A 21,231-nucleotide genomic window follows, 5' to 3' on the forward strand; every position below is an offset into this window, starting at 1 on the left:
CCGGGTGTCGGTGTTACTTCGAGCCTAGGCCGGGAAGCCCTTGCGGGCGGTCACGATCTTGCGGGGGTGGGGCGAATCTTGCGGTTATTTCAGGGGCGCATGGATCCGTTTTAATGCTGGCGCCGGTATGCCGCGGGGGCCACACCCAGGGCCTGGCGGAAATGGCGGACCAGCTGTTGCGGGGAGTACCCGGTCGCGGCAGCGATCTCGGTGATGCTCAGGGATGTTCGGGTCAGCAGGTCGCGGGCGTGCTCCACGCGCAGGCGGGTGAGATAGCGATGCGGTGGCAGGCCGTGCGTATCGCGAAAGGCGCGCGCGAAGTGCCAGGGCGAGAGTCCGGTCAGGGCCGCCAGATCGCGCAGGGTGATGCGCTGATCCAGGTGGCATTGCATGTAGTCAATCACCCGTGCCGACTGGTGCGGTGCCAGGCCGCCCCGGCGCCTGTCCAGGTCCCGGTCGTGTTCGGCCATGCGGGCCAGGCGCACAATCAGAACGGCGAGCATGCTCTCGACGAACAGTTGCGCGGCCGGGTCGTCGCGGTCCATCTCCTGCCACAGGGCATCCAGGGCCTGGGTGATCAGGGGGTCCCGGTGGTGGCGGGTATGCAGGTGGCCAAAGTCCAGCGGATCGCCGGGGTCGCGCTCCAGGCAGTCCCGGGCCAGCTCGGGCGGGATGCCGAAAAACCGCATGCGTGCCGGGTCCCGCATATGGCAGCGTCCCGCGACCTGCGGGGCGATCACCACGAATTCGCGCGGGCCGGCGCAACCGGAGAACGGACCGGCCCCGATGTCACAGTGGTAGCGAAAGGGGGCGCCCACGGACTGGCTCAGCATCAGTTCGCAGACTGGCGGGGTGCTCAGGTGGCCGGCCGGGTGCGCGTTCTCGATCATCGGCACCGGGAGATCGGGTCGCGCACGGGCCTCCTCCAGGAACGGCGCGTCACGTCCCCGGGCGAAAAAGTCGAGCATGCTGGATGAAGGTTGCAGCATTCCGTGTACCCCGCAAGTTTGTTATAGGCCATTTGGGAACCGCTTGCGGTGCAGGCGTCGCACGAACCTCGCGGACCACACCGGGTCGTATGTGACCGTGGCGTTGCATTCGGGTATGTTCGCCGGGTTTCGATGACCGCAGGGTTACCATCACGTGAGTACGGACGAGCGCAAGCTGCAGGATCTGACGCACCAGCTGGCCGAGGCGCTGGCGGGTGTCGGGTTGCACGGGCAGATCGGGCTGGAAAAGGAGACCCTGAGGGTCGGGCCGGAAGGCTCGCCGGCGCTTACGCCGCACCCGGCCGCGCTGGGATCCGCGCTGACGCATCCATACATCACCACGGATTACTCCGAGGCGCTGCTGGAACTGGTGACGCCGCCGTTCGAGGATGTACGCGAGACCCTCGGTTTCCTGCACGACCTGCAGGCCTTCGCCGCCGCCAACGTCGGCGACGAGACCCTGTGGTCGACCTCCATGCCCTGTGTGACGGCCGATGACAATGCGATTCCGGTCGCGCAGTACGGTGCCTCCAACGCCGGGCGCATGAAGACCGTCTACCGCATCGGTCTCGGGCATCGCTACGGGCGCAAGATGCAGGTGATCGCCGGGGTCCACTTCAATTACTCCCCGCGCCCGGAATTCTGGCCGGCGCTGGCGGAGGTGCTCGGTGCGCCCGACGGCCGCGCCTTCCGCGACGAGCGCATGATGGGGATGATCCGCAACCTGCTGCGCTTTGGCTGGCTGGTGCCCTATCTGTTCGGGGCGTCGCCGGCCGTCTGCAACTCCTTTCTCGAAGGCCACGGCGCGGTGCTGGAGGACTTCGACGACGACACCTCCTATCTGCCGCATGCCACCAGCCTGCGCATGGGCGATATCGGCTACACCAACCGCAAGGAGGCGGACACCGGCATCAAGGCGGACTACAACTCGCTGGCCGGCTATGTCGACTCCCTGCGCTGTGCGATCAATACCCCCAGCCCCGAGTGGGAGCACATCGGGGTGAAGGTGGATGGCGAGTATCGCCAGCTGAATGCCAACATCCTGCAGATCGAGAACGAGTACTACTCCACCGTGCGGCCCAAGCAGCCGCTGGAGCGTTTCGAGAAGCCGACCGACGCCCTGGAGGCGCGTGGCATCGAATACGTCGAACTGCGCTCGGTGGACATCAACGCCCAGCACCCGCTGGGGGTGGACGAGACTCAGCTGCGTTTTCTCGAGGTGTTCGCGCTGGCCTGTCTGCTGCAGCCGAGCCCGCTGCTGGCCGACGGCGAGCTGGACGCGATCGACCGCAACCTGCTGGACGTCGCGCATTACGGGCGTCGCCCGGGCCTCGAGCTCCGCCGGGGGGGCGAGAGCGTTGCGCTCCAGGCCTGGGCGCGCGAGCTGCTGGCGCTGATGCGACCGGTGGCGGCCGTTCTGGATCAGGAATTGCCGGGTGACCCCTACCGCCGTGCGCTCAGTGAGCAGTGGGGCAAGGTCGAGCAGGCGGATCTGACCCCGTCCGCGCGCATGCTGGAAGACATGATGGCGCGCGAGGAGGGGTTCTACTCCTACGCGCGCCGCCTGTCGGCCCAGCACCGCGAGGCCTTTCGCTTTAACGGGCCGCTGCCGCGCGCCGAGACGCTAGAGGCCCTGGCCCGCGAGAGCCTGGCCGATCAGGCGGCCATCGAGCAGGCGGACGAGCTGGACTTCGATACCTTCCTGATGCGCTATTTCGACGGCACCCTGCGGGCCTCCTGAATCGGTTTCGTTCGATTTTTCAGAACGGTCGACCGCATTTAACGCGATTTATCTTCGATAAAATCGATGGGATGATCGGGCTATCACATACATTCAGCCGTTGAGGCGTGCGCGCATTCGGTGCCGGGCACAGACGGCGGGAGCATGGCATGAGTCTTTTGATCAACGGTGAATTGCGCGAGGGCTGGCTGGAAGAAGAGTCGGACGAGAGCGGCGAGTTCGTGCGCCAGGACCAGCAGTACCGTAACTACGTCACCAGGGATGGCTCGCCGGGCCCGATGGGTGACGGCGGCTATCCGGCCGAGTCAGGGCGCTATCACCTGTATGTCTCCTACGCCTGCCCCTGGGCACACCGCACGCTGATCCTGCGCAAACTGAAGGGTCTGGAGCCGCATATCGGGGTTTCGGTGGTGCACCACTACATGGGTGACGCCGGCTGGTCGTTTGATGACTGCGACGGTTGCACCGGGGACCGGGTGCACGGGTCGCGCTACATGCACGAGCTCTACACCCGTACCGATCCAAACTACACCGGCATCATCACCGTGCCGGCGCTGTTCGACACCCAGACCGACCGCATCGTGAACAACGAGTCGCTGGACATGGTGCGCATGTTCAACAGCGCGTTCGACGGCATTACCGGCAACACCCTGGATTTCTATCCGGAAGATCTGCGCGAGGAGATCCACGCGGTCAACGAGCGGGTCTACGAGAACGTGAACAACGGGGTGTATCGCAGCGGCTTCGCGACCAGCCAGCAGGCCTACGAGGCGGCCTTCGACCGTCTGTTCGAGACCCTGGACTGGCTGGAGGAGCGCCTGGCACGCCAGCCGTTCCTGATCGGCGAGCGACTGACCGAGGCCGACTGGCGGCTGTTCACCACGCTGCTGCGCTTCGATCCGGTGTACTACAGCCATTTCAAGTGCAATCGCCAGCGGCTGCTGGACTTCCCGAACCTCTCCGCCTATCTGCGCATGCTGTACCAGCGCCCGGGGGTGGCCGAGACCGTGCGCATGGATCACATCAAGGCGCATTACTACGGCAGTCACCCGATGCTGAATCCCAGCGGCATCGTGCCGAAGGGCCCAATGATTGACTACGCCCGGCCGCATGGCCGCCCCCTGGGCGACCTGCCGGCCGCGTTGCGGAACGTCGACGAAACGTGACGGTCGTTACACTGTTGGGACGTTCAACCGTGGCCCGGCTAGATGCCGGGCCGCATTCGTGTCGGGGGAAAGGCAAGTGAAGGCGATAGGCGGGTTCCTGGGGCTGGTCCTGGTTGTGGCGATCGTGGCCGCGGCCTGGTTTGCGTTCGGCCCCGAGGATGGCGCCCGTGACGAGGGAGGCGATGCCCCCGCCGCGTCCCAACGCGACGAGCGCACGCCGGTGCGGGTCAGCGAGGTGGCTCCGCGCACCTTCGAGACCATGGTCGAATCCCTGGGCACGGTGGAGGCCAACGAGTCGGTCGTGGTGACCGCGAGCGTGACCGAGCGTGTGGTCGAGATCCTGTTCGATGATGGCGATGCGGTCGAGGCCGGCGACGTGCTGGTTCGCCTGGACGCCGACGAAGAACGCGCGGCGGTACGCGAGATCCGCGTGCAGGTGGACGAGGCCCGGCGCGAGCTGGAGCGCGTGCGCGACCGGGTGGCCGATGGCGTGGTCACGCAACAGCAGGTGGATCAACAGCGTTCGCGGCTGAACGAGGCCGAGGCCCGCCTGGCGGCAGCGGAGGCGCGGGTCGCGAACCGGGTGATCCGGGCTCCGTTCAGTGGCCGTTTGGGCTTGCGCCAGGTCAGCCCCGGCTCCCTGGTGAGTCCGGGTACCGCGATCGTGGAGCTGGATGATGTATCGGTGGTGAAAGTCGATTTCGCCGTGCCCGAGCGCCATGCCGCCGCCATCGGTCTGGGTATGGAAGTCGCGGGCCGCAGCGCGAGCGGAGAGTTCGCGGGGCAGGTGGCGGCGGTCAGCAATCGTCTGGACGTGGCTACCCGTACCCTGACCGTGCGCGCCCTGGTCGAGAATCCCGATCTATTGCTGCGCCCCGGCATGCTGGTAAACATCCGTCTGCCGCTGGACCCGGTCGAACGCCCGGGGGTGCCAGAGGGGGCCATCCAGCAGGTCGCCGATCAGCACTTCGTGTTCCGGCTGCGCGACGACGGCACGGTGGAGCGCGTGCGCATCCGTATTGGCCGCCGCGACCCGGGCTACGCCGAGGTGCTGGATGGCCTGGAGCCGGGGGATACCGTGGTCTCCGAAGGGGTCTCGCGGGTCCGTGACGGGCGGGAAGTACGAGTGCTCCCGCCGCGCGTACCGGATTCCGATAACGGCAACGGCGAGGCCGGGGCCGACACATGATTATCTCGGACGTCGCCAATCGCCGGCCGGTGCTGGCGATTGTCTTCAACCTGCTGCTGATCACCTTCGGCCTGATCGCCTACGACAGCCTGCCGCTGCGCGAGTATCCGGATGTCGATCCGCCGGTGGTGACGGTGGACACCATCTATCCGGGCGCCAGTGGCGAGATCATCGAGCGCGAGGTGACCCAGCGGATCGAGGACCGCATCGCGGGGATCGAGGGGATCCGTTTCATGCAGTCCTCCAGCGAGGACGGGCGCTCGCGGATCACCATCGAGTTCAATCTGAGTCGCGACATCGACGCCGCCGCGAATGACGTGCGCGAGGCGGTCAGCCGGGTACTGGGCGATCTGCCCGACGAAGTCGACCCGCCCGAGGTGACCAAGGCGGATGCCGATTCCAACCCGATCCTGTGGCTGAACCTTGCCAGCACCACGATGGATGCGCTGGAGCTGGCGGACTACGCCGAGCGCAACCTGATCGACCGCCTCTCGGTGGTCGATGGCGTGGGCCTGGTGCGCCGGGGCGGCGCCCGCAGCTACGCGATGCGTATCTGGGTCGACCGCGAGGCCCTCGCCGCGCGCGAGCTGACCGTGACCGACATCGCTGACGCCTTGCAGCAGGAAAACGTGGAATTGCCGGCCGGGCGCCTGGATTCGCTGGAGCGCGAATTCACCGTGCGCGTGGAGCGCCAGTACCGCACGCCCGAGGATTTCTCCGGTCTGGTGCTGAAGCGTGGCGAGGGCGGACAACTGGTGCGCCTGGGCGATGTCGCCGAGGTGAACGTGGGCGCGGATACCGAACGTAGCGAGTTCCGCGGCAATGGCGAGGACATGATCGGGCTGGGGATCATCCGCCAGTCCAACGCCAACGTGCTGGAGGTGGCCAACGGCGTGAAGGCCATGGCGGCCAGCCTGCAGGGCTCCCTGCCGGAGGGCACCTCGCTGGTGACCACCTACGACGAATCGGTATTCATCGAGGGCGCGATCCGCGAGGTCTACATCACCCTGGCGGTGGCGACCGCGGCCGTGGTGTTCGTGATTTACCTGTTCCTGGGCAGCTGGCGCGCGACCCTGATCCCGGCGGTGACCGTCCCGGTGGCGATCACCGCGGCCTTCATTGGCATCAGCCTGTTCGGATTCTCGGTCAACCTGCTCACCCTGCTGGCGCTGGTGCTGGCGGTCGGCCTGGTCGTGGATGACGCGATCGTGATGCTGGAGAACATCCACCGGCGCATCGAGCGCGGCGAGCCGGGACTGTTGGCGGCCTATCGCGGCGCCGGGCAGGTGGGCTTCGCGATCGTCGCGACGACCTCCGTGTTGATCGCGGTATTCGTGCCGCTGGCCTTCCTCGACGGCACGGTGGGCCAGCTGTTCACCGAGTTCGCCATCGCCATGGCCATTGCCGTGTTTTTCTCCAGCATCGTGGCACTGACCCTGGCCCCCGTGCTGGCCGGGCGCCTCATGCACAAGGGCGACGACGAGACCGGCGTGGCGCGTTATATCGGCCGCGGCTTTGCCGCGCTGGAGGCTGGCTACGGTCGGATACTGGCGAAGGGGCTCAAGGGCTCCTGGCTGGTCTTGCCGCTCCTCGCCGCCGTGTTGGCGGGTGGCTGGTACCTGTTCGCGGAACTGCCCGAAGAATTTGCCCCGCAGGAGGACCGCGGATCTTTCTTCGTGCTGGTGGATGGCCCCGAGGGTGCCAACTTCGAGTACATGAGCCGGCAGATGGCCGAGGTCGAGGCACGCATCCAGCCGTTGATCGAGGATGGCCCGATTCGCCGTGCACTGGTGCGCACGCCGCGCGGTTTTGGTGGTTCGGAGCTGATGAACAATGGCTTCGTGATCGCGATCCTGGAGCACTGGGATGACCGTGACGTCTCGGGCCAGGAGGTCATCAACCAGATCCGCGGCATCATCGACGAGATGCCGGGAGTCGAGGCGCGGGTGATCATGCGTCAGGGGCTATCGAGTGGCCGTATCGGTCCGCCGGTGCAGTTTGTCATCTCCGGGCCGGATTACGATCAACTCGAGGAATGGGGCGAGATCATGCGCGAGGCCGCCGAGGGCATCGACGGCCTGACCCGTGTGGACCTGGACTACGAGCCCACCCAGCCGCAGCTCAACGTGCGTCTGGACCGGGATCGGGCCGGGGACCTGGGCGTTTCCATGCGCGATGTTGGGCGCACGCTGGACATCGTGCTGGGCGGCCGCGATGTGACCACCTTTGTCGACCGTGGCGAGGAATACGACGTCATCATCGAGGGTCTGGCCGACCAGCGCCGCACGCCCGGGGATATCGACAACCTCTACGTGCGTTCCAGTTCTGGCTCGATGGTGCCGTTGTCCAGCCTGGTGACCTACGAGGAGCAGGCCGGTCCGTCGTCGCTGGAGCGCTACAACCGTTCGCGCGCGGTGACCCTGACCGCCGGGCTGCGTGACGGCATGACCCTGGGCGAGGCCCTGGACGCCCTGGACGCGAAGGCGGCCGAGCTGCTGCCGGCCGAGGCGGGGATCGACTACAAGGGCGAGTCGCTGGATTTGCGCAGTGGCTCCGAGGCCATCCTGTTCGTGTTCGCGCTGGCCCTGCTGGTGGTGTTCCTGGTCCTGGCGGCGCAGTTCGAGAGCTTCGTGCACCCGCTGGTGATCATGCTGACGGTGCCGCTGGCGGTGGTCGGGGCGCTGATCGGGCTGACGGTTACCGGTCAGACGCTGAACATCTACAGCCAGATCGGCATGGTCATGCTGATCGGGCTGGCAGCGAAGAACGGCATCCTGATCGTGGAGTTTGCCAACCAGCTGCGCGATCGCGGGCGCGATTTCGATACCGCGATCCTCGAGGCCTCGCGCATGCGTCTGCGGCCGGTCCTGATGACCGCGTTGACCACTGTGGCCGGTTCGATCCCGCTGATCCTGGCTTCCGGTCCGGGCGAGGAGACGCGCTTCGTGATCGGGGTAGCGGTGTTCTCCGGGGTGTTGTTCGCCACGCTGTTCACGCTGTTCGTGATCCCGGCGGCCTACCGCTTGGTCGCCCGCGGCACGACCTCGCCGCTGGCGACCACCCGCCGCCTGCACGACCTCGACGCCGAGGTCGAGGTCGTCGATGGCGAGCGTAGGGGCGCCCGCGCCGCGCCCTGATCGCTCAGGATTTCGGTAGACGGCTGCGGACTGCTGCCGGCGACGGTTGTGGCTAGGCTTGGTTCATCCTCCGGTGTTTACGTGCCTTCGTCTGACCGCCTGCCAGGCGCTCTCTCGCGAGCGCACCGCGAGGTACTTCTTTGCTCGTGCAAAGAAGTACCCAAGAAACACGCCCGACTGCCGCGACCCCGGCCCGCTGCGCGGGCCGGGGTTTCCCTCGCTCCGAGGCTTTTCGCGGGCGGCGCTGAACTCGCTACGCTGCGCTTCGCTCAGACATCCAGCGCCTTTTCTCCCGCGAAAAGCCTCTCCACTCGGCGCGACGACAACGGGGAGGCAGGTCCAAACAACGGCGATCCCAGCGTTCTTGCCAGCGGATAATGGCTAGGTCTTCATACATCTTCGGCACGCTCGGCCTGCGGCCATGGCGTGCCGCGCCCGCGTAGCGGGCGCCGGGGGTGTTCGAGCGGCTGTGCCTTTTGTTGTGCCACGGGGCCGGAATACCTGCTGTTTTGACGTTCCCCTCCCGTATGGAGCCCCTTGCGGAAGGGTCCTCGGGCCGGGAGAAGGCGCTGGATGTCTGAGCGAAGCGCAGCGCAGCGAGTTCAGCGCCGCCGGCCCGAGGGCCCTGGAGCAAGGTTCCCGGGCGGAATCCGGGTGCCCTTCTTTGGGTACTTTCTTGGGCAAGCAAGAAAGTACCTCGCGGTGCGCTCGCGAGAGAGCGCGTGGCAGGCGGTCAGACGGAGCCACGTAAACTCCAGGTGCCGAACCATGGCCAGCCACAACATGGCAGGTGGTAGACCGAAGCCACCGTAAACACTTGATGATGCGCCATGATCGTGGACCGGACGGCGGGAGGACGAGCGTGGTCGGCGGGAATGGACCGGTCAGGCGCGTGCCGGGGCGCGGGCGTCGTCGCGCCAGAGCCAGAGGATGGCGACGGTCAGTACCGCGATCACCGGTAGCATCGCCAGGTTCAGGCCATCCCAGCCCAGCGGGCGCAGCAGCGCGCCGGCCAGCAGGGAGCCGGCGGTGACCAGGGCGAACACCGTCAGGTCGTTCACGCCCTGGACCTTGCCCTTTTCGCCGGCCGTGTGGGTCGTGGTGAGCAGGGTACTGCCGCCGATGAACAGGAAGTTCCAGCCGACCCCCAGCAAGAACAGCGCCAGCCAGAAGTGCCCAAGGGTGTCGCCATGCGCGGCGGTGGCCACGCTGAACAGCACCAGCGCGTTGCCCAGCGCCAGCACCCGCGTAAGTCCGAGACGCGTGATCAGGTGGCCGGTGACGAAGGAGGGGGCGAACATCCCGAGCACGTGCCACTGCATCACCAGGGCGACCTGGCCCATGTCGAAGCCGGCCTGGCGCATGGCCAGCGGGGTTGCGGTCATCAGCAGGATCATCACCGCGTAGCCCAGGGCGGCCGTTGTCAGCGCAACGACGAACCGGCCCCGGGGCATGATCTCGCGCAGGGGACGGGATATGGCACGTTCTGCTGCCGGCGGTGTTGGTACGCGTAGCCAGGCCAGCAGCAGCATGGCCAGCAGGGCGAGTGCCCCGAGCAGAAGGTAGGGACCGGCTTCCGGCGTCTGTGGCAGCAGGGCCTGGGCATGGTGGGCGTTCCACGGGCCGAGGAAGGCTGCGGCCACGCCCCCGGCCATGACCAGGGAGATGGCGCGCGGGCGGAAGGCGTCGCTGGCGACATCCGCCGCGGCGAAACGGTAGTACATCGCGAAGGCCTGGTAGGCGCCCAGCAGGAGATTGCCGAGCACGAAAATCCAGAAGGCCTCGGCGAATACCCCGACCGCGGCGATTGCCGCCCCGCCGAAGCCGCCGACGCCCGCCCCCAGCAGGAAGCCTGTGCGCCGCCCGAAGCGTTTCATGAACAGGGATGCCGGCAGGGTGATGACCAGGGTCCCGATCATCATGGCGGCGACCGGCAGGGTGGCCAGCGACGGGTCGCTGGCCAGGCGCTCGCCGACCACGCCGCTCAGGGTCATCACGGTCACCGCGGCGATCAGGAACAGGGCCTGGCCGAGGGCAAGGATCAGGACATTCGCGCGCTCGCGCGGGGTGGTCTGGCCGGACATGAGATTCCTTTCGGCATTGGGCCCGGGCCTCATGGCCCGGTTCGGGTAACTGGGTCAGCGGCGCGGATGGAACTCGAGCACCGCCGAGTTGATGCAGTAGCGCAATCCGGTGGGCGCCGGGCCATCGGGGAAGACGTGGCCTAGGTGGGAGTCGCAGGCGGCACAGCGGACCTCGGTGCGCTCCATGCCCAGCGCGCGGTCGCGGTGTTCGTCGACGGCGGCAGCGGACACGGGGGCGGTGTAGCTGGGCCAGCCGCTGCCGGAGTCGAACTTGGCTGCGGAGTCGAACAGCGGCGCGCCGCAGGCGGCGCAGTGATAGAGGCCGTCCGCCTTGTGGTCGTTGTAGGCGCCGGTGAATGGCCGCTCGGTCCCGCCCTCGCGGGCGATGTGATACTGCTCCGGTGTCAGGCGGTCGCGCAGTTCGGCGTCGGTCGGGCGTTGGGATGAGCTCATGCAATCTCCGGGTTGATGCTATTGTTTGCGAATCGAGAATGGGTCTTCCGGTGGACCGGGAAAATTATCCCCGGTTCTCGGCCGGGTGGCCAAAGACTGGACCGCTGGAGGTGGTCGTGGGTTGTCCCGATTGCGAACGTATCGATCTGCTGCCGGCGGCCTCCGGCACTCTTTACCTGGCACCGGTGCTGGCGCACACCCGCGCGGCCCTGCGCCAACGCATGGTGGACGAGCAATTGCCCTGCGCAGAGCCGAGCTCGGGCATCCTGGCCCTGCCGGTCAAGGGTGCCGGCGGGCTGGGCGAGATGCTGGTGCGGCTGGAGCAGGCCCTGAGCAGCTCCGAGCAGGCCGGTTGCCGCGCGACCTTCGTGCCGGAAGGCGAGGACTTCGGGCTGGCGCATCTGCAGGACACCCACCTGCTGTCCACGCTGATTGCGCGGCACAACGCGCGCGATCTCTCCGCGATCCTGGCCAACGACACCCTGGACTTCCACTTCCAGCCGATTGTGCATGCCGCGAACCCCACCGAGGTCTTTGCCTACGAGGCCCTGGTGCGCGCCTCCACGCCGGGCGGTGACATCATCCCGCCGCTGGACCTGTTCAAGACGGCGCGCAATGCCGAGCTCCTGTTCCATCTGGATCGTTCCGCCCGGATCAATGCCATCCGTCGCGCCAGTGAGCGCGGGGTCCGTAGCCATCTGTTCATCAACTTCAACCCGACCGCGATTTATGACCCGGCCTTCTGCCTGGAAACGACCGTGCGCGAGATCATGTCACGCGTGCCAGGCCAGCCGGGGCCCGCCGGCTTCGTTTTCGAGGTGATCGAGAGCGACCAGGTCAACGACATGGAGCACCTGTCGCGGATCGTCGAGCGCTATCGCCGCGCCGGGTTCCAGGTCGCCCTGGACGACCTGGGGGCGGGGTACGCATCGCTCAACATGCTGTCGCAACTGCGCCCGGATTTCGTGAAGATCGACCGCGAACTGGTCAGCGGGATCGACCAGGATATCTACCAGCAGAAGATCCTCGAAAAGATCATCGAGCTGGCGCGGGATCTCGATATCCGGGTCGTGGCCGAGGGCGTCGAGACCGTGGAGGAATGGCGCTGGCTGAAGGAGCGCGTGGATCTCTGTCAGGGCTACCTGTTCGCGCGCCCGGCCGCGGAGCCGCCGCTGCCGAACCACCCGGAGTCCTGACTACCCATCCGTTCTACCCCCGGGCGTTGGCGGTCATGGGTCCGAATCGCTGCAGAAGCACAAACAGGGCCGGAATCACCACCAGCGTCAGAACGGTCGCAGCCAGGATGCCGCCGATGATCACTGTGGCAATCGGCGAGAAACGTTCGGCCCCGACGGCCATCTCCAGGGCCAGCGGCAGCATCCCGGCGATGGTGGACAGGGCGGTCATCATGATCGGACGCATGCGGGTTTCCACCGCCTCGGTGACGGCGGCGTAAATGTCCCGGCCCTCGGCCAGTCGGCGCCGGGCCAGGTCGAGCAGGATGATGCTGTTGTTCACCACGATGCCGATCAGCAGGACGATCCCGAGCAGCGCCGGCATGGATACGTACTTTCCGGCGATCAGCAGTGCAGCGACTACGCCGATGAACTGCAACGGAATGGCGGCCATGATGATGACGGGGTGGGCGAAGCTGCGGAACTGCACGACCAGCAGCAGGTAGACGGCCAGGGCGGCCAGCAGCAGCGCCCGCATCATGTGGCCACGCGCCTCGTCGAAGTCCGCCTGCTCGCCGGCCAGCGTCGCCGGGTAGCCATCCGGGGCGGCGAAGGTGTCCAGGCGCTGCTGGACGTCGGCTACCACCTCGGACAGTGGACGCCCCAGGTGGAAGCCGAGGATGTCCAGGGTCCGCTGGCCGTTTTCCCGCGTGACGATGCGTGGACCCAGGGTGTGTTCAAGGCTTGCGACCTCGCTCAGGGCGATCGGGCCCTCGCGGGTGGGCAGCAGGATGCCCTCCAGGTCTTCCGGATAGCGGCGGTGCGATACCTGGTAGCGCACGACCACGTCCAGATCCCGCTTCGGCGGCTGGCGGAAGCGCGTGGCCACGGCGCCGTCCATGGCCTGGTGCACCGCGCGGGCGATCGCGGTACCGGTGAGGCCGAGTTCGGCCGCGCGGTCATGGTCGACCCGGACCCGCACCTCGGGGGTGTCGAGGGCCCAGTCCTTGTACAGATCGGTAATGCCGGGAATGCCGGCAAGATGGTCCAGCAGATCGCTCGCTGTGTGGTCCAGGGTTCGCTCCTGCTCGCCACTGATCCGGGCGATGATCGGGGCGGCGGTTGACGAGCGCGCGGTGCCGCCGAGTTCCCGGGGCACGGCGAGAGTCACGCCCGGGGTGGCCTCCAGGCGCTGGCGCACGTCGTTCATGATCTCCCACTGTGTGAGGGAGCGTTGCGTCCGCGGCAGCAGCGTCACCGTGACCTCGGCCTGGTTGACGCCCATGGCGCCGCGGTCGCCCATCGAGCGGGCGCCGGCTTCGTGGCCGAACTGGCTGCTGACATCCACGACGTATTCATGTTCGGCCAGATACCGCTCGACGGGTTCCAGGGTTGTCAGAGTGGTGTCGAGCCGGGTTCCCGGCGCCATGTCGACCAGAACCTGGAAGCTGCCCGAGTCGAAACGCGGCAGCATCTCGCTTCCGGTCATGCGGAGCATGCCCAGGCTGAGTGCCAGGAGTACGACCGCCACCACCAGCGTCGCCAGCGGACGATGCAGTGCCAGGGCAAGGACGTCCAGATAGAGGTTGCGGACCCCTCGCGCCGGTGCCTCCAGGGTCTCCCTCCAGCGCGGGGTGGTAGTCGACGTTGCAGGGCGCAGCCAGTAGGTGGCCAGCAGCGGGATCAGGGTGACGGCCATCACGAACGACGCGCCGAGGGCGAACGCCAGGGTCAGTGCCAGCGGACGGAACAGCTCACCGACAAAGCCGCCCATGAACGTGAGAGGCAGCAGTACGCCGAGCGTGGTCAGTGTCCCGCCCAGCTTGGCGCCGAAGACCTCGCCGACCCCCTCGATGGCCGCCTGGCGCGGGGGCTGGCCCTCTTCGTCCAGGTGGCGGTGGATGTTCTCGAGGATCACGATGCCGTCGTCGACCAGCAGGCCGATGGCCAGGATCAGCGCCGACATGGTGACCATGTTCAGATCCAGGCCGGCCAGTTGCATCAGGCCGAAGGTCGCCAGGAACGCCGCCGGAATCGAGAGGGCGATGATCCCGGCCTGACGGAGGTCGGCGAGAAACAGCAGAACGATCACCATCGTCAGGGCGATGGCGATCATCACGGTCTGTGTCATGTCGGCGATGACCTTCTCGGTGAACACCGAATCATCGTCGGCGACGACGATGTCCAGCTCGGGCGTGGCGTCGCGCAGGGGGGCCAGCGCCTCGCGGACCCGCGCGGCCACCTCCACCGTGTTGGCATCGTCCCGGCGCAGCACCTGCACGGCAATGGCTGCCCGGCCGTCATGACGGTAGGCCGAGCGCGGCTCACCGGGCTCCAGACGGATACGGGCGATATCACCCAGGCGCACCCGGGAATCGCCGTCCGCCTCCAGGATGAGCCCGCGCGCATCGGCCTCGCTTCGCAATGGCGCATCGAACCGCACGACGCTCTCGAGTTCACCGATGCGGACGCGTCCGCCCGGCGCCATGAGATTCCAGTCGTCGAGGGCCTCCAGTACCCGGGACATGTCGATCCCCAGGGCCTCGGCGCGCTCGGGGTCGAGGGCAACATGCAACTCGCTCTTGTGCCCCCCGACCACGTCGATCGCGGCGACACCGGGGATCCACTCCAGGGTTTCGCGGACGGCGTTATCGGCCTGTTCGCGGATCGCGTAGAGCGGCAATGTGTCGCTGGTCAGGGCGATGGTGATGATCGGCTTGTCGGCGGTGGAGAACTCCAGGATCTGCGGTTCTTCGATGGTGGCGGGCAGGTCGGGACGCAACCGTCCGACGGCGTTCTGGACGTCCACTGCAGCCAGGGCGCTGGTGATGCCGTAGTCGAATTCCATGCGCGCCACGGACAGCCCGGTCTGGCTGGAGGAGCGGATCCGGGTGACGCCGTCGAGGCTGGCAAACTCCTCCTCCAGCAGGCGTGTGAGTTCGCGGTCGACGTCCAGGGCCGCCATGCCGGGGTATGCAGTGATGACCGTGACAGTCGGCGGATCGGTGTCGGGAAACAGCTGGACGGGCAAATCGAAGCGCGCCTGCAGGCCCAGGATCAAGGCGGCCGCCAGAAGGGCCAGCACCGTGTGCCGGTACCGCAGGAGGCCTTCGACCCAGGTCATCGGTCGCTGTCGTCCACGGCCTGCACGGGCCCCCCGTCGCGGACCCGCCGATCCGGGGTCACGATAATGCGGTCACCCGGGTTGATGCCCTCGAGAATCGCCTGTTCTCCATTCGGCAACGACCGTGTCACCACCTCCGTGCGGTATGCGTGTCCGTCTTCCAGCCGATAGACCCATTGGTGATCGGCGTCGCTCCGGACCGCATGTGCCGGTACCCGGATGACCGGGTCCAGATGGTCTAGGACGACCCGGGCCTGTACGGCCATGCCGGGGCGCAACGCCTCCGGCGGGTCGGGCAGGCGTGTCTCGAAGCTCCCGCTGCGCCGGCCGGCATCCAGTGTGGGGTGGACCCGGTCCAGCCGGGTCGTCACGGTGTGTTCCAGGGCGGGGATGGTCAGCTCCACGGCCAGACCGGGTTGGAGCAGCAGGCTGTCGCGCTCCGGCACGCGCAGGACCGCATGCAGGCCCTCGAGGCCGACCAGCTCGATCAGGGGCTGCCCCGAAACCGCCAGGTCGCCGGGGCGGACATGGGTGCGCCGCACCTGAGCGGCGAAAGGGGCCCGTTCCGTCGTGTATTCCAGGCGTTTGCGGGTCAGTTCCAGCGCCGACCGATTTTCGCGGAGCTGGGCCTCCAGTGTGGCGACGCGCTGGCGAGCGTCGTCGAGTTCGCTTTCCGGAATCAGGCCCCGGGAAAAGAGGTCCTGCTGGCGATCGAGGTTGCGCCGGGCGGTTGCACGTTCTCCGTCCAGGCGCTGATCGGCGGCCTCTCGCTGCCGGACCTCCAGGCGGGTCTCGTCGGTATCCATACGCACCAGGACGCCATCCGCCTCGACCCGGTCCCCGGCATTCAGGGGGCTTTCCCGTACCTGGGCCGTGACCCGGGCCGAAATGGTGGTCTCGTCATGGGTCTCGATGCTGCCTCGGTACGCAGGGCTATAGAGTGTGACTCCGGTAGGTTCCGCGGCGATCGTGGTGACGGCCGGCGGTGGCACGGTGCGTGCGGCCTCGGGCGAAAACCGCTCCGACAGCCGGTCCGCCGCGCTCCAGACCGTCACCAGCACCACCCCGCCCAGCGCGAGGAGGCCCAGGGTCCGCCGAAGACCGCGACGACCGGATGGAGTCCGGGATGCGTTCATGTTGTGCTCAGCGTTTTGGGGCGTCTTCCGGCGACAGGGCGCTGACCACCTCGTCCCGGAATGCGCTGTGGCAGGCGATGCAGGCATTTACGAGCCTGCCGTGGTAGCGGATGGACTTGTCCAGATCCTGGTCACGCGCCGCGTCGGCAAGCCCTTCGGCGGCACCGTGCACCCGTTGATCCAGCGCACGGAACTCGCTGACCCGGGACCCTACTGCCGACAGGACACGGCGACGTTCGCCGAGCGAGGGCTTCGGATGATCTGCGATCGCCTCGGCTGCCTCGGTGATGGCAGTGAAGTCCTCGACGAACAACGCGGACTGGACCCGGTTCATGTCGTCCGTGAGCCCCTGCATCACGGACTGGAAGGTATCGGCCGACGCAGTGCTAGCCAGGGGCATGGCGAGAACGGCGACGACCAGGGTGGCACGGGTGAAGGACATATCCAGTCTCCTCGGGTTAGTCGAATGTGTTCGGGTGCGGGCCGGGTGCCTGAGTCGGTTGGTCCTGCGGTGCTCGCAATGCAGGCTCCAGCAGTCGCCACAGCACGTCGCCCTGCTGGTCGAGCGGAAACTCGAAATCGGAGAGTGACCAGCGCATGACCAGCCCCTGGATCATCGCCACGATCAGGCGGGCGGTTTCGGCGGTTTCCAGGTCCTGGCGAAAGCATCCCTGGGTGACGCCTTCCCGGAGCAGTTCCTCCAGCCGGGAGGTGTAACGGTCGATGATGTCGCGGACCACGGCCTTCAACTCGGGGGCTTCCAGGTGCAGGCGTTCGGAGAAGATCAGGCGCGGCAGCCCCTTGCGCCGACTGATGAATCGCAATTGTCGGGTCAGGAGGTTGCGCAGGCGGACGTCTGCCGAGCCGCGTCCGGACAGCATCGGTGTGAGTACGTCCAGGAGCCTGCGGCCGATGGACTCCAGCGCCGCGCGGAAGATCGCGTCGCGGGTTGGGAAATGCCGGAAGATCGTGGGCTGGGCGATGCCCACCCGATCGGCAATGGCCTGGGTGGAGACGTCCCGTGCCCCGCGTTCGGCTGTCAGGTCGAGTAGGGCCTGAACGATCTCTTCGCGCCGTTCGTCGCCGGATTTTCGTTGCATGCAAGTAAGTAATCGCTTTCGCTCTTTATGATGCAGATCGTATGAAGTTTATGGGGGCGTGGCAAGTGGCTGGGGTGCGTGCACAAACGCACGGGTTTCCATAGACTCGGTGTTTATGAATCAGCTCCCGCCCGACGCCCGCAATCCGACGCTCGAATCCGCCTACCAGCTGTTGCACGATGCCGAGGTGCGCTATCGCGGGCGCACGGTGGGCACGGTGGCCAGCCTGGACGAGCGGGCGCCTGCGGAAAACTATGCCGACTGCTTCATCCGTGACTTTGTGCCGTCGGGGCTGGTCTATCTGCTGAACGACGAGCCCGAGGTGGTGCGCGACTTTCTCGCGCTGATCCTGCAGATCCGCGATACCCAGGAAGAGATCGAGGGCCATCGCCGCCTGCCGCGGGTGATGCCGGCGAGCTTCCGCGTGTTCACCGACGAGAACGGGCGCGAGTCCCTGGCGGCGGACTTCGGCGATCGCGCGATCGGGCGTGTGGCGCCGGTCGACTCGATGATGTGGTGGGTGCTGCTGCTGCGGGCCTACCAGAACCGCACGGGCGATACCGATTTCATCAAGAGTGCCGATGTGCAGCGCGGCATCCGCTTGATCCTGAGCATCTGCCTGCAGGACCGTTTCGAGGTCTTCCCGACCCTGCTGGTGCCGGACGGCAGCTTCATGATCGATCGGCGCATGGGGGTGTTCGGCCACCCGCTGGAGATCCAGGCCCTGTTCTACGGGATGCTGAAGGCCTCGCTGGCGATGCTCGAACCCTGCGACAAGGACTCGGAGCTCTTGTGCGAGCAGTCCGCGATTCGTACGCGGCAGCTGTCCGATTACATTCGCAATTACTACTGGCTGGATCTCGAGCGGCTGAACGATATCCATCGCTATCGCACCGAGCACTTCGGCCACGAGTCAGAGAACTCGCTGAACATCTATCCCGAGAGCATCCCCGACTGGCTGGTGGACTGGATCCCCTCGGAGAGCGGCTACCTGGTCGGCAACCTCGGCCCCGGACGCATGGACTTTCGCTTCTTCAGTTTCGGCAACCTGCTGGCGGTGCTGTTCGGGCTGGCCGACGAGCACCAGTCGCGGTCGATCATGCAGACCTTCGAGCAGCGCTTCGAGGACCTGATCGGGACCATGCCGGTCAAGATCTGCTATCCGGCGATGGTGGGCGAGGAGTGGCGCCTGCTGACCGGGTCCGATCCCAAGAACACCCCGTGGTCCTACCACAACGGCGGCAACTGGCCGGCACTGTTGTGGGCGTTCACCGGCGCGGCCCTGCGCGTCGGGCGGCCGGATCTCGCGCGTAGCGTGCATGCGGTCGCGGCCGAGCGTCTGTATCGCGATAACTGGCCGGAGTACTACGACGGGCGCCATGGTCGTCTGGTCGGCCGGCGAGCCAACTATCGCCAGACCTGGTCGGCGACCGCGGTGCTTGTTTCGCAGGGCCTGATCGACAACCCCGAGACCCTCAGCCTGTTCGACAGCCCGGAACCCGAGGTGCCATGAAAAAGACCCAGAGCAAGTCACGCGACGGTGAAGGCCTTTATCTCGTCCTGATCAGTGTCCACGGCCTGGTCCGCGGACGGGAGCTGGAGCTGGGTCGCGACGCCGACACCGGCGGGCAGACGCTCTACGTGGTCGAACTCGCGCGCGCGCTGGCCCGCCACCCGCAGGTCGGCCGGGTTGACCTGCTGACCCGGCGGGTGGTCGACAGCAAGGTATCCGCCGACTACGCCGAACCGGAAGAAGACCTGGGCGACGGGGCCCATATCGTGCGCCTGGACTGCGGCCCGCGGCGCTACCTGCGCAAGGAGAAGCTCTGGCCCTATCTGGACTGCTTCGCCGACAACGCCTTGGGGCATATCCGGCGGGTGGGGCTGCGGCCGGACGTGATCCACGGGCATTACGCCGATGCCGGGCATGTCGCGGTGCAGCTGTCGAACCTGCTGGGCGCGCCGATGCTGCAGACCGGCCACTCGCTGGGGCGGGTCAAGCGCGAACGCCTGCGCGAGAGCGGGATGTCGGACGCCGACATCGAGGCGCGCTACAACATCTCCACCCGCATTCATGCGGAGGAGGAGGCGCTGGCCCATGCCCACCGCGTGATTGCCAGTACCCGCCAGGAGATTGGCGAACAGTACGCGACCTACGACAACTATCAGCCGGAGCGCATGGAGGTGATTCCGCCGGGCACCGACCTGACGCGCTTCCATCCGCCGAAACGGGGCCAGCGCAAGCCCCCGATCTGGGCCGCCGTCCGGCGCTTCCTGGAAACCCCCGATCGCCCGCTGATCATGGCCCTGTCGCGCGCCGACGAGCGCAAGAACATCCGCGGCCTGTTGGAGGCCTACGCCGGGAATGACTGGCTGCGCGAGAACGCGAACCTGCTGATCGTTGCCGGTAACCGTGACGACATCGCCGACCTCGACAAGGGCGCGCGCGATGTCATGACCGATCTGCTCCTGCGGATCGATCGCCACGACCTGCATGGCCTGGTGGCATACCCGAAGCACCACGACTCCGACGACGTGCCGGATCTCTACCGCCTGGTGGCCTCCAGCAAGGGCGTGTTCGTGAACCCGGCGCTGACCGAGCCCTTCGGCCTGACCCTGATCGAGGCCGCGGCCAGCGGCGCCCCCATTGTGGCCACCAACGACGGCGGACCGGAGGAGATCATCTCGCGCTGCCACAACGGCCAGTTGATCGATCCGCTGGACCCGGAAGGCATCGCCGACGCGATCCAGGGCATCCTGGCGGATCGTCCGCGCTGGCAGCGTTACTCGCGCGCCGGGCTCAAGGGCGTGCGCCAGCACTATTCCTGGGACGGCCACGCCGAGAAATACGTCAAGCTGGTGAAGTCGCTGACCCGCGAGGTGCGCCAGGAGCGCCACCACGAGCGCCGGGTCTCCGGCCACCTGGCGCAGATGGATCGCGCCGTGATCACCGACATCGACAACACCCTGCTGGGCGATGACAAGGCCACTCGTGCCTTCGTCGCCTGGCTCAAGCGCAATCGCAAGCGGGTTGCCTTTGGTGTCGCCACCGGCCGGCGCATCGATTCGGCCGCGGCGATCCTCGAGGAGCATGGCGTGCCCACCCCGGACGTCTGGATCACCTCGGTGGGCAGCGAGATTCATTACGGCACCAAGCAGACCGAGGATCGCGGCTGGGCGCGACATATCAGTCATCGCTGGGAGCCGGACCGGCTGCGCGAATGTCTGCAGCAGGAGAAAAATCTGGTCCTTCAGCCGGATGTGGACCAGCGCGCATTCAAGGTCAGCTTTTTCGTCGAGCCGCCCGGCAGTCTGGATGCGAAGGCGGTGGAGAGCCGGCTATACCGCGAGGACCTGCACGCCCGGGTGATTTACTCGCACGACCGGTTCCTCGACCTGCTGCCGGTGCGCGCCTCCAAGGGCCTGGCGGTGCGCTATCTCTCCGACAAGTGGGGCATCCCGCTGGAGCACGTGCTGGTCGCCGGCGATTCCGGCAACGACGAGGACATGCTGCGTGGGCGCCTGCTGGGGACGGTGGTGGGCAACCATCAGCCAGAGCTGGAGAGCCTGCGCGGCTTCCAGCGCATCTTCTTCGCCGGGGCCACGCACGCGCGGGGCCTCCTCGAAGGGATCGAGCACTTCGACCTCCTCAACCGCTGCGAAAGCCCGGGCGACGCCGAGGCCGAAGAATAGGTCTTTTTCACCCCGAAGCACACGAAGGAGCGGGTTCCAGGTCAGCAGCCATTCCCAGGGAGGCTGGAAGGCCGGACCTGATAAGCAAAGACGTTCAGCCAGCCACCGGGTCGTAGGATGGGATGAGCGCAGCGAATCCCATCAAGGGACTGGCACGCTGCGGGAATGGGTGCGTTTCGCTGCGCTCAACCGCATCGTACTGAACGCCCCTCCGGGCCTCCCTTCTTCCTTCCCGTGCTTTCTT

General features: G+C 66.9%; 14 protein-coding genes and 1 pseudogene. 8 read left to right on the forward strand and 7 right to left on the reverse strand.

Annotated features, from left to right (window positions below; genetic code table 11):
• Window positions 1-110: 110 nt before the first annotated feature.
• Entirely contained in the window at window positions 111-968 is an 858-nt protein-coding gene (locus G315_RS0103685; RefSeq protein WP_018144695.1) for a helix-turn-helix domain-containing protein, read from the reverse strand.
• Window positions 969-1,143: 175 nt separating this feature from the next.
• Here G315_RS0103685 and gshA point away from each other — a divergent pair, with 175 nt between their 5' ends.
• The 5 genes and pseudogenes from gshA to G315_RS14710 all read left to right on the forward strand — a co-directional run bounded on the left by gshA (window position 1,144) and on the right by G315_RS14710 (window position 8,803).
• Complete coding sequence (gene gshA / locus G315_RS0103690; RefSeq protein WP_018144694.1) at window positions 1,144-2,730, forward strand: glutamate--cysteine ligase; 1,587 nt, start codon at window positions 1,144-1,146, stop codon at window positions 2,728-2,730.
• Between the two features lie 149 nt (window positions 2,731-2,879).
• Window positions 2,880-3,896: a glutathione S-transferase family protein gene (locus G315_RS0103695; RefSeq protein WP_018144693.1), complete on the forward strand. Its 1,017-nt coding sequence runs from the start codon at window positions 2,880-2,882 to the stop codon at window positions 3,894-3,896.
• Between the two features lie 76 nt (window positions 3,897-3,972).
• Entirely contained in the window at window positions 3,973-5,085 is a 1,113-nt protein-coding gene (locus G315_RS0103700) for an efflux RND transporter periplasmic adaptor subunit (RefSeq protein WP_018144692.1), read from the forward strand.
• On the forward strand, window positions 5,082-8,222 hold the full coding sequence (locus G315_RS0103705) for an efflux RND transporter permease subunit (protein WP_019611954.1): 3,141 nt from the start codon (window positions 5,082-5,084) through the stop codon (window positions 8,220-8,222). Before G315_RS0103700 ends, G315_RS0103705 begins: the two co-directional genes overlap by 4 nt.
• Window positions 8,223-8,596: 374 nt before the next feature.
• A pseudogene (locus G315_RS14710) lies at window positions 8,597-8,803 on the forward strand (hypothetical protein).
• A 303-nt stretch (window positions 8,804-9,106) separates the two neighbouring features.
• Here G315_RS14710 and G315_RS0103710 read toward each other — a convergent pair.
• Window positions 9,107-10,306 (reverse strand): MFS transporter, encoded by a 1,200-nt coding sequence (locus G315_RS0103710; protein ID WP_019611955.1) that lies wholly within the window; start codon window positions 10,304-10,306, stop codon window positions 9,107-9,109.
• 54 nt (window positions 10,307-10,360) lie between these two features.
• A complete protein-coding gene (gene msrB, locus G315_RS0103715) occupies window positions 10,361-10,759 on the reverse strand; it encodes a peptide-methionine (R)-S-oxide reductase MsrB (protein ID WP_019611956.1) in 399 nt (132 codons plus the stop codon).
• A 116-nt stretch (window positions 10,760-10,875) separates the two neighbouring features.
• Between msrB and G315_RS0103720 the strand changes: the two genes are divergently transcribed.
• Complete coding sequence (locus G315_RS0103720) at window positions 10,876-11,955, forward strand: EAL domain-containing protein (protein WP_018168400.1); 1,080 nt, start codon at window positions 10,876-10,878, stop codon at window positions 11,953-11,955.
• 13 nt (window positions 11,956-11,968) lie between these two features.
• Here the strand turns inward: G315_RS0103720 and G315_RS0103725 are convergent, their stop codons facing one another.
• The 4 genes from G315_RS0103725 to G315_RS0103740 are packed head-to-tail and all read right to left on the reverse strand — an operon-like array spanning window position 11,969 to window position 17,294.
• Window positions 11,969-15,058 (reverse strand): efflux RND transporter permease subunit, encoded by a 3,090-nt coding sequence (locus G315_RS0103725; protein ID WP_019611957.1) that lies wholly within the window; start codon window positions 15,056-15,058, stop codon window positions 11,969-11,971.
• Window positions 15,055-16,194: an efflux RND transporter periplasmic adaptor subunit gene (locus tag G315_RS0103730; protein ID WP_018168398.1), complete on the reverse strand. Its 1,140-nt coding sequence runs from the start codon at window positions 16,192-16,194 to the stop codon at window positions 15,055-15,057. The genes G315_RS0103725 and G315_RS0103730 overlap by 4 nt, the downstream gene beginning before the upstream one ends.
• Window positions 16,195-16,201: 7 nt before the next feature.
• Window positions 16,202-16,636, reverse strand: a complete 435-nt coding sequence (locus G315_RS0103735) for a cytochrome c (RefSeq protein ID WP_018168397.1) — start codon at window positions 16,634-16,636, stop codon at window positions 16,202-16,204.
• 16 nt (window positions 16,637-16,652) lie between these two features.
• Window positions 16,653-17,294, reverse strand: a complete 642-nt coding sequence (locus G315_RS0103740) for a TetR/AcrR family transcriptional regulator (RefSeq protein ID WP_019611958.1) — start codon at window positions 17,292-17,294, stop codon at window positions 16,653-16,655.
• Between the two features lie 115 nt (window positions 17,295-17,409).
• On the opposite strand from G315_RS0103740, the gene G315_RS0103745 reads away from it, so the two are divergent.
• Both G315_RS0103745 and G315_RS0103750 read left to right on the forward strand, forming a co-directional pair.
• The gene (locus G315_RS0103745; protein WP_018168395.1) at window positions 17,410-18,807 is read left to right on the forward strand and encodes a glycoside hydrolase 100 family protein; all 1,398 of its coding nucleotides are present in this window, start codon (window positions 17,410-17,412) and stop codon (window positions 18,805-18,807) included.
• Window positions 18,804-20,987, forward strand: a complete 2,184-nt coding sequence (locus G315_RS0103750) for an HAD-IIB family hydrolase (RefSeq protein WP_019611959.1) — start codon at window positions 18,804-18,806, stop codon at window positions 20,985-20,987. Before G315_RS0103745 ends, G315_RS0103750 begins: the two co-directional genes overlap by 4 nt.
• The last annotated feature ends 244 nt before the right edge of the window (window positions 20,988-21,231 follow it).

This window comes from Thioalkalivibrio sp. AKL7, from assembly GCF_000381705.1.
In the GTDB taxonomy this organism is placed as follows: domain Bacteria; phylum Pseudomonadota; class Gammaproteobacteria; order Ectothiorhodospirales; family Ectothiorhodospiraceae; genus Thioalkalivibrio; species Thioalkalivibrio versutus.